This is a genomic window from Endozoicomonas arenosclerae (assembly GCF_001562015.1).
In the GTDB taxonomy this organism is placed as follows: Bacteria; Pseudomonadota; Gammaproteobacteria; order Pseudomonadales; family Endozoicomonadaceae; genus Endozoicomonas_A; species Endozoicomonas_A arenosclerae.
Map to the genome: position 1 here is coordinate 1 of NZ_LASA01000135.1, position 13,608 is coordinate 13,608.

Annotated in this window: 14 protein-coding genes and 2 tRNA genes; 10 read left to right on the top strand and 6 right to left on the bottom strand. The window is 47.1% G+C overall.

Annotation, left to right across the window (positions count from 1 at the left end; translation table 11 throughout):
* The first annotated feature begins 202 nt into the window (after positions 1 to 202).
* The 5 genes from WG89_RS20655 (at position 203) to WG89_RS20675 (ending at position 4,814) form a co-directional block, all read left to right on the top strand.
* Positions 203 to 276: transfer RNA gene (locus WG89_RS20655), tRNA-Lys, on the top strand.
* Between the two features lie 198 nt (positions 277 to 474).
* Positions 475 to 1,650 (top strand): slipin family protein, encoded by a 1,176-nt coding sequence (locus WG89_RS20660; RefSeq protein WP_062269389.1) that lies wholly within the window; start codon positions 475 to 477, stop codon positions 1,648 to 1,650.
* A 22-nt stretch (positions 1,651 to 1,672) separates the two neighbouring features.
* Complete coding sequence (locus tag WG89_RS20665) at positions 1,673 to 2,497, top strand: nucleotidyltransferase domain-containing protein (protein WP_062269363.1); 825 nt, start codon at positions 1,673 to 1,675, stop codon at positions 2,495 to 2,497.
* Positions 2,488 to 3,681, top strand: coding sequence for an RtcB family protein (locus tag WG89_RS20670; protein WP_062269365.1), 1,194 nt, complete (start codon positions 2,488 to 2,490; stop codon positions 3,679 to 3,681). Before WG89_RS20665 ends, WG89_RS20670 begins: the two co-directional genes overlap by 10 nt.
* A gap of 233 nt (positions 3,682 to 3,914) precedes the next feature.
* The gene (locus WG89_RS20675) at positions 3,915 to 4,814 is read left to right on the top strand and encodes a hypothetical protein (protein ID WP_062269367.1); all 900 of its coding nucleotides are present in this window, start codon (positions 3,915 to 3,917) and stop codon (positions 4,812 to 4,814) included.
* 192 nt (positions 4,815 to 5,006) lie between these two features.
* On the opposite strand, the gene WG89_RS20680 is transcribed toward WG89_RS20675, so the two are convergent.
* A complete protein-coding gene (locus WG89_RS20680) occupies positions 5,007 to 6,089 on the bottom strand; it encodes a hypothetical protein (protein ID WP_153301726.1) in 1,083 nt (360 codons plus the stop codon).
* A gap of 177 nt (positions 6,090 to 6,266) precedes the next feature.
* On the opposite strand from WG89_RS20680, the gene uvrB reads away from it, so the two are divergent.
* From uvrB to WG89_RS20695, 3 genes are all read left to right on the top strand, one after another.
* Positions 6,267 to 8,273 (top strand): excinuclease ABC subunit UvrB, encoded by a 2,007-nt coding sequence (gene uvrB, locus WG89_RS20685; protein WP_062269371.1) that lies wholly within the window; start codon positions 6,267 to 6,269, stop codon positions 8,271 to 8,273.
* The gene (locus WG89_RS20690; protein WP_062269374.1) at positions 8,270 to 8,866 is read left to right on the top strand and encodes a DUF938 domain-containing protein; all 597 of its coding nucleotides are present in this window, start codon (positions 8,270 to 8,272) and stop codon (positions 8,864 to 8,866) included. Before uvrB ends, WG89_RS20690 begins: the two co-directional genes overlap by 4 nt.
* 128 nt (positions 8,867 to 8,994) lie before the next feature.
* A tRNA-Val gene (locus WG89_RS20695) sits at positions 8,995 to 9,071 on the top strand.
* A 103-nt stretch (positions 9,072 to 9,174) separates the two neighbouring features.
* On the opposite strand, the gene WG89_RS20700 is transcribed toward WG89_RS20695, so the two are convergent.
* Both WG89_RS20700 and WG89_RS20705 read right to left on the bottom strand, forming a co-directional pair.
* On the bottom strand, positions 9,175 to 9,981 hold the full coding sequence (locus WG89_RS20700; protein WP_062269375.1) for a hypothetical protein: 807 nt from the start codon (positions 9,979 to 9,981) through the stop codon (positions 9,175 to 9,177).
* A 1-nt stretch (position 9,982) separates the two neighbouring features.
* Positions 9,983 to 10,900, bottom strand: a complete 918-nt coding sequence (locus tag WG89_RS20705; protein WP_153301728.1) for a hypothetical protein — start codon at positions 10,898 to 10,900, stop codon at positions 9,983 to 9,985.
* A 224-nt stretch (positions 10,901 to 11,124) separates the two neighbouring features.
* On the opposite strand from WG89_RS20705, the gene WG89_RS20710 reads away from it, so the two are divergent.
* On the top strand, positions 11,125 to 11,514 hold the full coding sequence (locus WG89_RS20710) for a hypothetical protein (RefSeq protein WP_062269379.1): 390 nt from the start codon (positions 11,125 to 11,127) through the stop codon (positions 11,512 to 11,514).
* Positions 11,515 to 11,629: 115 nt separating this feature from the next.
* Here the strand turns inward: WG89_RS20710 and WG89_RS20715 are convergent, their stop codons facing one another.
* The 3 genes from WG89_RS20715 to WG89_RS20725 form a co-directional block, all read right to left on the bottom strand.
* Positions 11,630 to 12,028: an MAPEG family protein gene (locus tag WG89_RS20715; protein WP_062269383.1), complete on the bottom strand. Its 399-nt coding sequence runs from the start codon at positions 12,026 to 12,028 to the stop codon at positions 11,630 to 11,632.
* An 85-nt stretch (positions 12,029 to 12,113) separates the two neighbouring features.
* Complete coding sequence (locus WG89_RS20720; protein ID WP_062269385.1) at positions 12,114 to 12,677, bottom strand: pyridoxamine 5'-phosphate oxidase family protein; 564 nt, start codon at positions 12,675 to 12,677, stop codon at positions 12,114 to 12,116.
* 43 nt (positions 12,678 to 12,720) lie between these two features.
* Positions 12,721 to 13,170, bottom strand: a complete 450-nt coding sequence (locus tag WG89_RS20725) for a hypothetical protein (protein ID WP_153301729.1) — start codon at positions 13,168 to 13,170, stop codon at positions 12,721 to 12,723.
* 269 nt (positions 13,171 to 13,439) lie between these two features.
* Here WG89_RS20725 and WG89_RS32280 point away from each other — a divergent pair.
* The coding region (locus tag WG89_RS32280; RefSeq protein ID WP_062260605.1) for a transposase at positions 13,440 to 13,608 on the top strand (169 nt) is incomplete at its 3' end.

The following is a 13,608-nucleotide window of genomic DNA, read 5'->3' on the forward strand; positions in this document are numbered from 1 at the left end:
TGATAGGTGAGTGTAATTAAATCCATATAAAACAATAGGTTAAAAAATAATTTCGTGTTTTTTTATATTTTGGCACGCTGCTTGTAATACCTATGCCGTCAGCCGTGACGTGTTTCATTTAACACATCGGTGCGAGTGGCAATGCCATAACGTATTCCGTTGCTGACACAGGAAAGCCGAAAGGCTCAGGTTCGACTCCTGACTACGTATAGCTAAATGGTAAAGCAATGGATTTTTATCCCTCAAGTGCGGGTTCGAATCCCGCTACGTAACCCATTACTTGCAGGTTCTGCCTGCTCCAAAAATGAAACGAGTAAACAGCTGCGCTGACCTCTGTGAGGTGTCTGCAGTTTCGGCATAAGTCATCGCAGGCAGGGTTGCTCCCGGTCACTTACCCCGAAACAGGCTGGCATCTGGCAAGTGAGTGACACCTGTTTATTCAGATTAAAAATAAAACTGCTGGAGGAAACGAACATGGCAGTGATTGAAAACACCTGGCTCGGTAAACAGATTACTGTGGCAGAAAACGAAATTGCCTTACTGTACCGCAACAAGAAATTTGAAAAGGTGCTGGCGGCAGGCCGACACCATGTACACGGCATGCGCTGCACGCTGGAAGTGAACAGCTTTGATACCAATGACCTTTACTTCGACGATCCCAATGCGCTGCAAATGGTGCGGGACCATGAAGAAATCGCCGGATTGGTCCATGAATGGAAAATCGATAAAAGCGAAGTAGGGCTTCTGTATCACATGGATGTTCTGCAGGGCATTGTGATGCCTGGCGGCACACTGCTGGTTTGGAAAAAAGCCGGAAAACTCGAGCTGAAGAGGGTGTCTCTCTCAGAAGGTCTGATGGTTGAACGCTCATTGCTGGATGACATCAGGCTCAGAAACGTCAATCAACCGCAGAGATTGCTGGTGGAACCCGGTAGTCGTTTGCAGGTACCTGTACTTGAATCTGTGGTCCCTGCTGGCCATATAGGCATGTTGTATGTCGATGGGGTTCTGCAGCAGGAGTTGAAGGCCGGTCTTTATGGGTTTTGGCAGATCAATCATGAGATGGAAATAAAAATGCTGGATCTTCGTCAGAACACCCTGGAAGTGTCAGGGCAGGAAATACTGACGAAAGACCGTGTTTCCATTCGGGTTAACCTCACAGCCGGTTTTCGCATCATGGACGCACGACAGGTGGCTGAAACATTGCCTGATTACGAAGCCTTTGTTTACCGGGCTTTGCAGCTGGCATTAAGAGAAGCCGTAGGGACAAGAACCCTGGATCAGTTGCTTGAAGACAAGCTGCACATCAACACCACGGTCATGGATCAGGTGGCAGCCGAGTTGGAAACCGAAGGCATCCGTCTCGAAAGAGCCGGGGTGAAGGACATTGTGCTGCCCGGAGAGATCAGGATGATTCTCAATCGGGTGGTTGAGGCTCAGAAAGCCGCTGAAGCCAATGTCATTAAAAGAAGGGAAGAAACCGCGGCAACCCGAAGTCTGCACAACACGGCAAAAATGATGGAGAACAACCCCATTCTGTTACGACTCAAGGAGCTGGAAGCCCTGGAGAAGGTGTCTGAAAAAGTTCAGAACCTCAACGTCTATGGCGGTATTGATCAGCTGATGAAACAAACTGTCAGGCTGGATTGAAGGGATGGGAAGGAGTCATCCAATGAAGACAATGAAAAACAGGGTGCTGGAAGAACTCGCACTCATAGAAAAGGAACACAATGTTCGGGTGTTGTATGCCTGTGAATCCGGAAGTCGAGCCTGGGGCTTTGCTTCCGGAGACAGCGATTATGATGTTCGATTCATCTATGTCAGGCCTGCAGATTGGTATCTGACTATAAATGTTGAGCATAAAAGAGACGTGATCGAAAAGCCGATCACCGATGAGCTGGATATCAGTGGCTGGGATCTTCGCAAGGCCCTTAAACTGATGAAAAAATCGAATCCATCATTGGTGGAATGGCTGAACTCTGATCTTGTCTACAAAGAGGTGAGTGGTTTCAGAAACTCTATGGAAAAGGTGCTGGGGAGGTATTACTCGCCAAGAGTCGGCTTTTATCATTATCTCCATATGGCCAATGGAAACTTTCGGAATTACCTGAAAGGTGAGACGGTTCGATTAAAGAAATACTTCTATGTATTGAGACCCGTCTTGTGTATGAAGTGGATAGAAAACTACCACTCCATACCACCGCTGGATTTTGAAACCCTGGCCAGGGATCTGTTGACGGAAAGTGAGTTGATGGCCTCCATAGATGAACTGCTTGATAAGAAAAGAGCCTCGCTGGAAGCTGATTTAACTCGTCAGATAGCGCCCATCAACCAGTTTCTGGTAAGTGAACTGGAGCGATTGGGTAGTAGTGAAAAAGCCACTGCAATACCTGCTCATAAAGAGTATGAAGACCATTTAAATCCGCTGTTTAAAGCCTGGGTTCATTCCCCGTCTGAAACAGAGGGTGCAGTAAAAGGAAATAAATTATGCCTGTAGTTACGCTGCTGGCCGCGAAGGATCAGCAAAAACCGGTCAAGATCTGGACCGATGAGGTAGAGCATGAAGCCCTGGCGCAGATGCGCCGGGTAGCTAGCCTGCCGTTCATTTACAAACATGTTGCCGGAATGCCGGATATCCATCTGGGTCGTGGAGCCACAGTTGGATCTGTTATCGCCACAACGGATGCGGTTATTCCCGCCGCTGTCGGGGTGGATATTGGTTGTGGGATGAATGCTGTCAGGCTTTCCCTGAAAGCCCATGATTTGCCCGATAACCTTTATCAGATCCGCAACGATATCGAGCGAACCATTCCATTAGGAGCGGGTGGTGCCCATAAAAGTGAGCAGCTGGCCGGTGGTTCCGTGCTTGCCATGGGGCTCAGTAATATTCTGGAGAAGCATCCGGGTATCTCCAAACACGGGAATGCTCGTAAGTTTGCCAAGCAGCTGGGTACCCTGGGGTCTGGTAACCACTTTATTGAGCTGTGTCTTGATGAAAACGACGATGTCTGGGTGATGCTGCATTCCGGCAGTCGTGGCATCGGCAATATGATCGGTCAGTACTTTATCCGACTGGCAAGAAGAGAGATGGAACGCCATCAGATTCATTTGCCGGATAAAGAGTTGGGTTATCTGAAGGAAGGCAGTGAACACTTCGACGATTATGTGGAAGCTGTCGCCTGGGCTCAGGATTATGCCATGCAGAACCGTGAGCATATGATGAATGCCGTGTTGCGATCACTGAAGCATCGACTGAAGAAGTTTACAGTGACTCGTGAGGCCATCAATTGTCACCATAACTTTGTCGAGCGCGAAATCCATGACGGTGATCGTGTCTGGGTTACCCGAAAAGGGGCAATCCGTGCCAGGGAAGGGGATCTGGGTATTATTCCAGGCTCCATGGGTGCCCGCTCCTACATTATTCGTGGTAAGGGCAATGCGGAATCTTTTTGCAGCTGTGCCCACGGTGCAGGGAGAACCATGTCCCGAACCGCAGCCAGAAACTCATTCACCCAGAAGGATTTACGTGAGCAGACGGAAGGCATCGAATGTCGAAAGGATAAAGGTGTGATTGATGAAATCCCGGCAGCCTACAAAAACATAGATCGGGTCATGGATCTCCAGACCGATCTGGTGGAAGTAGTGCATACCCTGAGGCAGGTGGTGAATGTTAAAGGGTAATAAGAGGAGCCGGTGGCTCCTCTTATTCTTATGAATTGACGGACTTATTGGCTGTCTGGCCAGTGAGTTTGTTTAACATGAATTTTTAGACTAGATTTATTTTCTACTCAAAATTACTTGTCGAGAAAGCCATGAAGCTTTGCAGGCTAGTCGGTGTTCTTCTAATCGTTCTTGCTTTTGATGTCTCATCCGCTCCAGTCCCTCCACCTGATAGAGTACTTTACCAAGAGTTCATGGAAAAATTGGGCAGGTTCAGGCTAGAGAAGCGCTCCTGCGATTCGGAGCAGGAAGTTGTACCTGATGTATCCAGTCCTTACCCCTGGGTGTCTCGTCTGCTTGTTCATAACAACGTTTTTCATGACTTTAATCACTGTCAGGCCATTTTGATCTCAGGGACACATTTGATTACATCTTCAGACTGCCTGGCATTCACTCAGAAAGGTGAACGTTTACCGGTTGAGTTTCAGGGAGAATACGGAGCTTTTACAGTCTACGCACGCCGGATGATCAGAAAAGTCGATGGCACAGCAATTATTTCGAATGTGGCTTTGATTGAACTCTCTGAATCCATTCATTCGGAAGTTCCCAAGCTTGATTTTAAAAACAGGAGCTGCGATCAGTTCCCGGAAATAGAGTCTCCCCAGGGGATAACATTTTTCAACTCTACGACAGCCCGGGTTTACCCTCTGGATTTCAATATCACCTGTGTTGCGAGTCCCGCATATGCAGCTGAATTAGTCGAACCTGTTTCTCAGCAAAATCCGGGCTCACCCTTATTGAGCTTTGTTGATGAAGAACCGGTTGTTTCAGGTGTCTGGAGTGTTTTCGATCCTGCTCAGTGTTCGAGCCGAGGTATAAGTTATTACGCCTCTCTCGGGGTGAATAAAAAGTTTATCGATCAGTTTCTCGCCATTACCGAAACAGAGTCCGGGGAGCGCACGACCAGAACATTATGGCCTAATGAGTGGGTAAAACTTGATGATGGTACAAAAGAAGAACCTTCGGTAATGTCAGGTGCTCCATCAGATAGCACTGACAGCAACTCAGCTTTTCCTACTTCCGGTGCCAGTTATGCTGAATATGGTACATATACCTTGTTTTTGGCCGTGTTTATCTTGACCTTGTTCGTATAATCGATCATTCATCAAGTGTCGCAGGTCTAATCATGCGGATCTTTTGATGGCCCTGAAAAAAGGTTTGAATGGACAGAATTTGTTACTTATCCAGTCTTATTTTGCAGGACTTATAGAGCGGGAGCTTGCCATATTGAAGCAAGTTCTCCCTGGAACAAACTAACCGGTACCAGTTGCCTGGTAAAACCGCGCTTATTCTCTGACTGGGCTCAGAGTAATGTGTCGGATGTTGGAGTGTACAAGACGATTAATCGTTTTTATCTCAGAGTAACAGGCACTCAAATGGCTGAACGTTTCCCCGGTATTCTTTTTATCAGGATGTTGTTCAAAGGCTCTCTTTCTTTGCAGTCTGTTTAAATCGGAGATAAGCCCATTGGTAGGAAAATTATTGGCCCTGGCGCATTCCACTGTTGGTACTTCTCTCTGTCTTTGCCGGTATTCTTCTGAGATCTCTGGAGAAATTTGATAATACTCACAGTATTTTTCAATAAAGGCATTGGAATAAAGGTCATAGCTTTGCTGGTTTGAAGAGGAAAGCTCAGAGTTAGAATATGAGACTTCTTGCGTCAGTCTGTTATGAGTCTGTTCTACATATTCATGACTGACCAGATAATTGAGGCCAAGCTGCTCCGTCTCTGGAATGATTTTGACTTGACGGGCCATAATAGCCGGAAACTTACCGGTAGTCATAAGTTCTAAAACCGGTCCAATCAGATCAATATAGTTACCACGACCCTGGATCAGGGAGCCAGCCTCTACAGGCATCATTGCTATCATTGTTGGCAATGTCCCAGAGCTGTCCATACCCCAAATCTCTCCTATGTCATAGGTTTTGAACCCTTCGGAGTTCATTAAGGTTATGGATTCATAGTTGAAATAAGGATTATTGGCTTTTGCCACAACGGTAATAGCATTTCGATTTTTGCAGTTGAAGCTCACCTGGACAAAATAGGGATTGCTGAATTCATTCTCGCCACTTTGATAGAGTACCCGGGTGCTGGTACATGACTGGTCATTCAATTTAAAGTGATAGTGGTCAGCTGGAAAAAAACGCGGGTCGTAGATTTTTTCATGGATGATGTCGCACTGTGGAGTATGGGCAGTCATACCCATAAAGGAGAAGGTATAGCCTGCAGCGCTAGAGAGAAAGTGGAGTGTTGCTTCATAGAGCGTATTAGTCAGGCCAGCCTGACCAAAGATCGGGGTCAAAAGCGTACAAATACAGAGAATTGCCTTAAGAGATAGGGCTCTCAAGGTCGGTCGGCCTTTTTGCATTCAGGTCTCACTCCAGTCATCTAATGATTATTTTTATCCGTTGATAGGCTGATTCGTCCTTGATGGGCTCCAATATCTTGCCAGGGACGTCATGTCCGGCTGCATTTCCTGTCCGGGGCTGTTTATAATCAGTCATTGATTAAAGACCCTCTCAGCGGCTTTTGCCAGTGGATACGTATGGGAAAGACATTCAAGGTATCATCTAAATTCCAGCCTTCCGGTGATCAACCCGAAGCCATCGAAAAGCTGCTGACAGGCATCAATTCGGGACTAGCGTGTCAGACTTTGCTGGGGGTGACTGGCTCGGGCAAGACCTTCACCATCGCCAATGTGATTGAAAAGCTGCAAAGGCCGACCATTGTCATGGCTCATAACAAGACTCTGGCGGCTCAGCTCTACGGTGAGTTTAAAGAGTTCTTTCCGGAGAATGCCGTTGAATACTTTGTTTCCTACTACGACTATTATCAGCCCGAAGCCTATGTGCCCAGCTCCGACACTTTTATAGAAAAGGATGCATCGGTTAACGAGCATATTGAGCAGATGCGCCTGTCCGCCACCAAGGCATTAATGGAGAGGGATGACGCCATTATTGTGGCCACAGTGTCGGCTATCTACGGTCTGGGTGATCCACAGTCCTATTTGAAGATGATGTTGCACATCTCTCGTGGGGAGATGATCAACCAGCGGGAAGTGCTTCGCAGACTGGCAGAATTGCAATACACCCGAAATGATACTGAGTTGAAGCGTGCCACTTATAGAGTGCGTGGGGATGTCATAGATATCTTCCCGGCGGAATCTGAAAAAGAGGCCATAAGGCTGGAACTGTTTGACGAAGAAGTGGAAGAGATCAGTGAGTTTGATCCGCTGACGGGAGAAGTCCTGAGAAAACTGCCCAGAGTCACCATTTATCCGAAAACCCACTATGCCACTCCCCGTCAGACGATTATCGAAGCTACAGAATTCATCAAGGAAGAACTGGTGGAACGTCTGGAAGTGCTCAGGAACAACAACAAGCTTGTGGAAGCCCAGCGACTGGAGCAGAGGGTTAAGTATGACCTGGAAATGATGCTGGAGCTGGGGTACTGCAATGGTATTGAAAACTATTCCCGCTATCTCTCGGGTTCCAAACCGGGTGAACCACCTCCGACACTGTTTGATTATATTCCTGACAACGCCCTTTGTGTGATCGACGAGTCTCATGTCACGGTTCCCCAGGTGGGGGGCATGTATAAAGGGGACCGCTCCCGTAAGGAAACACTGGTTGAGTATGGATTCAGACTGCCTTCAGCACTGGATAACCGGCCGTTGAAATTTGAAGAGTGGGAAGGCCTGCGCCCGCAGACCATATTTGTTTCAGCAACCCCCGGCCCTTACGAGGCAGAACATCAGGGGCAAATTGTTGATCAGGTGGTTCGTCCGACGGGTCTGGTTGATCCGTTAATTGAAGTCCGACCGGCCACGACTCAGGTGGATGATCTGTTCACTGAGCTGAACAAGACCGTGGCAAAAGGCGAAAGGGTTCTGGTAACGACTCTGACCAAACGCATGGCGGAAGATTTGACCGATTATCTTCATGAAAATGGAGTGCGTTGTCGCTATCTGCACTCTGGCATCGATACCGTTGAAAGGGTTGAGATTATTCGTGATCTCAGGATTGGTACTTTCGATGTGCTCGTGGGGATTAACCTGCTCCGGGAAGGGCTGGATATGCCGGAAGTTTCCCTGGTGGCCATACTGGATGCCGATAAGGAAGGTTTCCTGCGCTCTGACCGCTCATTGATCCAGACTATTGGTCGTGCGGCAAGGAATGTGAATGGTAAGGCCATTCTATACGCCGACAAAGTGACCAAGTCGATGCAAAAGGCTATTGATGAAACCGATCGTCGTCGTAATAAACAGTTAGCCCACAACGAAGAGCACGGCATTACGCCGAAGAGCGTCCACAAATCCGTAGCGGATATTCTTGAAGGGGCTGTAATTCCTGGTAAGAAGAAAGGTCAGTCCAGTCGAAAAGTGGCCGAGCCAAAAGCTGAGTACCATCATGAAATGTCAGCTCAGGAACTGGCTAAAGAGATCAAGAAGCTGGAAGAAAAAATGATGGAGCATGCCCGAAACCTGGAGTTTGAAGAAGCTGCAGCGGTTCGGGATCAGGTCTCCAAACTCAGGGATAGAGTATTGAAATGACTTTACCTTTCTCTGAAGCCTGCGAAAAGAACAAGCAAGCCATTCTGGACGTTATCCAGCCCCTGTTTGAGAATGCGGGCAGGGTGGTTGAAATAGGCAGTGGTACTGGTCAGCATGCGGAGTTTTTTGCGGCGTCCATGCCTGAAACGTTATGGCAGCCCACTGACCGGGTAGAGCATCTGGCCGTCATTGATGCCCGGCGACAAACCAGTGGTCAGGGTAATTTTCTCCTTCCTCTGGCTCTGGATGTTAATAAAGACTGGCCTGTTGAACAGGTGGAAAATATCTTTACCGCAAACACCCTGCATATTATGAGCTGGAAAGAAGTTGAGCTGTTTTTTCAGGGGATAGGTCAGGTGCTGGTGGGTGGAGGGTTTGTTTGTATTTATGGACCTTTCAATTATCAGGGGCAATACACCAGTGAGAGCAATGCCCGGTTTGATGACTGGTTGAAGCAACGAGATCCAAAAAGCGCTATTCGGGATTTTGAGTCGATAGAAAGACTGGCGAAGACTGCAGGCATGTCACTTCACCAGGACGTTGCCATGCCAGCCAACAATCGTTGTCTGGTGTTTAAAAGGACAAATGGATAATGCTTGTGAAAAATCATGAGCAAACACTAGTTCTGGAATTTTGAGCTAAGCACCTGATTTTCTTTTAGATTGATCAGGAATCGGGGCTTGCATTTTTCAGCTGCATTGATAATATACGCAGCAACTTCAGGCGGTTAGCTCAGCTGGTTAGAGCGTTACGTTGACATCGTAAAGGTCGCTGGTTCGACTCCAGTACCGCCTACCAAAATTAAAAACCCACTCATTCGAGTGGGTTTTTTTATGCCTTGATTTAATTCAATTCAGTATCTCTTGGTGAGTCCTCATTTAAATCTATTCGTTACGGTTTCTTAAGATCCACAGCAGTGTTTTCTGTTAATTAACTGGCCAGCCAGAGATTTAAAATAGATTAAAGATGCCGGTGCCAGGGCAGCACTGAGCACCAGTAAACCACTGGCAAGAACAGCATCGGCTGCTTCTTGTGTGATGTACGTGACGAAAGAAGAGGCGGCGAAAAGAATACCTCCCAGGTTGCCGGTAACAATTTGCCACTTGTCCATCTTGCCCAGTTTTGGGTCTCGCCATTTTGTAGTAACGCCTTCTGCAAGAAAAAACACCACGACAGCAACATTACCTCCGGCAGTTACCCAGAAATCCCCGGAAGCTACCCCAGCGCAGATTACCAGTAATCCAGAACTGCTGCCCAGAGACGTCAGTGAATGATAGTACCTGGCACCAGGGGGCAGGGGCGCTCCAGAGTACCAGCGGCTGAATCCCTGAGTAGCAAGAAAGCCCTGTATCAGTGTCAGTTCTGCCAGTGCTGTTGCTGAGAGTACTTTACCAGTTAAGTCTTCGGGTTCAGAAACCGTTCTGTTGGCAGCCAGTTGAGAAACGATTCTCACTCCGTCTGTTGAAAAGAAAAAGGAAGCTGAAAGCTGCATTGTGTTAAGGAGGGTATCCCAGCAGGGGCGAAGTTCGGGATGAGACAGAGAGTTGACTAGTGGCAGTATGGCTTGGGTCTGATCCGGTGTAAACAAAGGTAATGGGGCAGGAAAAGAATGACCCCTATTCACTGGCAGCAAGACCATCACGATCAGGACATGATGGACTTTGAGAGATGGCAGGTTACTTAGCAGTCCGACTATACCCTTCTCCATTTTATGGATTACTGGACAGTGAGCGTGAGGGTGGAGAAATTTTCAAGGAAGGCGTTAATCCGTTGGGTCCAATCATAATGGCAGTGGAGTAGTCTTCAGTGACAGTATATATCGCATAGACATTGCCAATCAGTAATCCGTCGCAATGGATAACACCTCCCGGAGCATAAATGGCTTTACCAAAGGGAATTTCAAACGCTGTCATGTGATAGCTGTCTTTTCCCACTTTCTTGCCCAGGAAAACATAGCCTCCACCTTGATTGTCCAGATGGCTCCATAAATGGGGTGTGTCATGAACTTCCAGGTAGTAACCACCTCCATGGCTGGGAAGGGTCAGGTAGCCTTTTTCATAATTCTTATCAAAGCGCACTACGTTAACTGGCAGCTCGAAAGGTGCTTCAATGTTCACCGCATCGCCGGTGTTCAGCAGAATAGCATTGTAATAGGCCAGCTTTTCAGCCGTAGCTTCATCAGAGGGTAAATTAAGCACATTATGGGGAAAGTAAAAGGTCCCAAATTTTCCCAGGATATTCGCTTCCGGTCTGGCTCTGGTAATATTTTGGCTCCACTGTCCTCTCATGACCACGTGATCAGGGATGGAAACCTTTTCTGATACACCCACTACTTTGGTTTTGTCGTTTGTCTCCTTCAGTTGGCCTGGCGAGAATTGATAGCTTTTACCGGGTTCAACAAAACTCCTCACTTCAGTAGTGATCATGTCTGATTCAGGCAAAGTGCCATAGCGATAGTTGACGATTTGCCCAATGTTATTTCGGATGGTTTCGGGGAGTTCAGAGGATATTTTTGTGTGCGGAAATTCATTCTGGCTGGCTCCGTATAGGGGAAGCTGGGTAAAGCTAAGCAACAGGAAGTAAAAGCGTATCGAGTATGGGAAGAGTATTAAGGAATTAGTACGCATGAGAATGGTTCCCAAAATGATTCAGGAAGAATTCTAGCTGTATTTTCTGAAAGGGGTTTAAGAATTAGAAAAATGTGTTGAATATTTTGATTTTATGTTAATTGCGACTGGTCGGTCGAGCAGGATTTTGGCTGGCTCCAGTGAATCATTACCAGGAGTATTTCAAAAGCAAAAGCAGGTCTTGGCTATATACTCAGTGCAGCACGTATCTGGAGTATTCTGTCATGAAGCTCAAGAGTTGTTGTCTTATTCTTCTTTTCTTCCCTGCCATGATCCAGGCCTGGATTATCACCATTCATGACTGCAAAGAAGATATAGATTACAAGCTCATAATGAATGACTATGGTCAGTCTAATTGGGAGGGGACAGTGCCTCCAGAGGATGTAGGCTACTTGCTACTCCATATCTCGGCACAGGCAATCACTTATATTAACAATGGACAGGAAGAAGAAATTCAATTGCTGCGTGAACCTATTCAGGGTGAGGCCACGTTAACACCCCAGAATCTGACGGTTGAGGCAGAGATTCATTCTGTGAATTACACCTTCGCCCTAATCAGGGGAGGTAAAGCCAAAAGGCTGGTGACTGATTTAGCCAAGGATTGTCGTCAATAGTATTGGGTTAAATCATTGCTGTACATAAAAGCTGCTGACTTCCCAAAGCACTGACCGTTAAAGCTAATCGGCCAGTGAGTGCTTTAAGTTCTCAGGTTTGCTAAGAGTTGAATGATCAAATGTTCAGGGCATTCAAAAGCAGCACTACAGACAATACCAATCCTCCAATATAGGTTCCCAGGGCACCAACAAAACGCATGGGGTTGGGTTTGGCCATAGTCGCGGGTAACAGTAATCCAAGTACCAGCAGGTAGCGACAAGCGGTGACTAAAATCATGGTCCAGTTAACCCAGTCAGCCGGTTGTGATTGCCCAAGTACATAGAAAAGAATCGCCAGGATAGGTGCATATTCAATGGTGTTTCCGTGAGCGCGCTGGGCTTTATAAAGTGGGCTGGTGGGGTCTGGTTCTCCTCCGCATGCGACGATAGCTTTGCCTCGGGCCAGTGAAACATTAAATCCCAGTAGCAGGCAGAGCAGAGCCAGCAGGGCAATACAAAGTAGAGGAATAGACATGCGTAATCTCCATCTAAAGCTGTCTTTTATTTTAAACCCTTTCGGGCGTTCATCCTGATTAAGAGACTTATCTTAAGTTATTGCGCTAGTTCTCCTCAAGACCCGTTAATGTCTTGATATGAGTTGGGAAGCCGTCAAGACTTTCCTGGTTGGCTTGCAACCAATACTTTTCTACTCCTTCCTGTCCCCTACGCTCAAATGATTTTCTCAGCGTGTCACGATCTTCCTGGTATTCATAAAAGGGGACAGCTGTGCCGCAAGAGCTTAGAGTTTGTTCGATATCAAGAATAAATATTTGCCGGGTGCCCGCTGTTTCCGGAAAAAGAGAGACATAAGACGACCAGTCGCTATCATTACGGTGCAAAACTCTGGCTTTGCCATAGAGACGAAGAATCAAGGGGGCACCCTCAAAAGAACAGAACATGATGGTCATGCGTGGATTCATCTGGACATGGGCTGAACTCTCATTACCACTGCCGGTAAGGTTCAGCCAGGCAATCTGTTGATTGGAAATAACTCTAAAAGAGTCCATTCCCTTGGGCGAAACGTTAACAGTTCCTTCTTCTGCCGCCGTACCAACAAAGAACATCTTTTGCTGTTCTATAAAGCGGGCCTGTTCGTCTGTGATTTCCTGGTAGAGCTTTCCCATGGGATGACCTGCTTGCTGTTTTACATTTTTCTTAAGGGCGGTCTCATTCTACCCGGGTAAAACGGTAATCGGTACTGCCATCCATAGACTGAATAAACAGGTTGGGCTTTTCAGTATCGTTCAGTGTGGCTTTTGCATAGGGCATTTTGGTGCCAAAGGGATTTTTGCTCAAATAAATCCCGAGAGAGGTGATGTCTTTCAAGTGTCCGGGGTTGAGTGCCCGTTTATAATCGCATTGCTTGTTCTGCAGGCTGAGTTTGTAGCCGCCAGTAGAGCTGTCTTGCTCGGCGGAGTAGTCAGCACTGCAAGCCAGAGGCGCATTAATATTGCCTCCGTTGCCAAACATGATTTTATCCCGGGTAATATCCAGTCCCGCCATTATGCCCAGTGTCGGTCTATCGTCCCCCATCCACCGGCCAAGATAGGTGTTTGGCAATTGGCTGCAGCCAGTTAGTGCTGCCGATATTAACAATGTTGCATAGACGGGTTTCATTGACGATTCACCTGATTCAGAGCCAAGAATATGTGGCTCTGAAGTATAGTGGGCAACCAAAGCAACAGTAATAATGAAGAGCTAGTGCAGACAGGCGTTAATAGTCATACATACTCCGTTCATCTTGAGCTGTCGAAGGATGCTGATAATGCACTTCGACAGGCTCAGTGCGAACGGTTTTGGGTATAGCGCTTAAATTGCACTAGGGAACCTGCGAATAAGTCCCTGATCATGAGATAATAATCTCAGCAGCTTGATCAGAGGTAGTCATGGACCAACAACTCTCTTTTTCCGACAGTGAATTCAGCCAGAAGCGACGCAGAACTCGTAGGGAAATTTTTCTTGAAAGAATGGAGGTTCTGATTCCATGGAAACGCTTAGAGGCCGTAATCGAGCCCTATTACCCTAAGCGTGGCAACGGAAGACCTCCTTATCCTC

Coding starts and splice junctions, on each gene's coding strand:
- WG89_RS20660 (WP_062269389.1), top strand. CDS start 475: ATGGCAGTGATTGAAAACACCTGGCTCGGTAAACAGATTACTGTGGCA.
- WG89_RS20665 (WP_062269363.1), top strand. CDS start 1,673: ATGAAGACAATGAAAAACAGGGTGCTGGAAGAACTCGCACTCATAGAA.
- WG89_RS20670 (WP_062269365.1), top strand. CDS start 2,488: ATGCCTGTAGTTACGCTGCTGGCCGCGAAGGATCAGCAAAAACCGGTC.
- WG89_RS20675 (WP_062269367.1), top strand. CDS start 3,915: ATGGAAAAATTGGGCAGGTTCAGGCTAGAGAAGCGCTCCTGCGATTCG.
- WG89_RS20680 (WP_153301726.1), bottom strand. CDS start 6,089: ATGCAAAAAGGCCGACCGACCTTGAGAGCCCTATCTCTTAAGGCAATT.
- uvrB (WP_062269371.1), top strand. CDS start 6,267: ATGGGAAAGACATTCAAGGTATCATCTAAATTCCAGCCTTCCGGTGAT.
- WG89_RS20690 (WP_062269374.1), top strand. CDS start 8,270: ATGACTTTACCTTTCTCTGAAGCCTGCGAAAAGAACAAGCAAGCCATT.
- WG89_RS20700 (WP_062269375.1), bottom strand. CDS start 9,981: ATGGAGAAGGGTATAGTCGGACTGCTAAGTAACCTGCCATCTCTCAAA.
- WG89_RS20705 (WP_153301728.1), bottom strand. CDS start 10,900: ATGCGTACTAATTCCTTAATACTCTTCCCATACTCGATACGCTTTTAC.
- WG89_RS20710 (WP_062269379.1), top strand. CDS start 11,125: ATGAAGCTCAAGAGTTGTTGTCTTATTCTTCTTTTCTTCCCTGCCATG.
- WG89_RS20715 (WP_062269383.1), bottom strand. CDS start 12,028: ATGTCTATTCCTCTACTTTGTATTGCCCTGCTGGCTCTGCTCTGCCTG.
- WG89_RS20720 (WP_062269385.1), bottom strand. CDS start 12,677: ATGGGAAAGCTCTACCAGGAAATCACAGACGAACAGGCCCGCTTTATA.
- WG89_RS20725 (WP_153301729.1), bottom strand. CDS start 13,170: ATGAAACCCGTCTATGCAACATTGTTAATATCGGCAGCACTAACTGGC.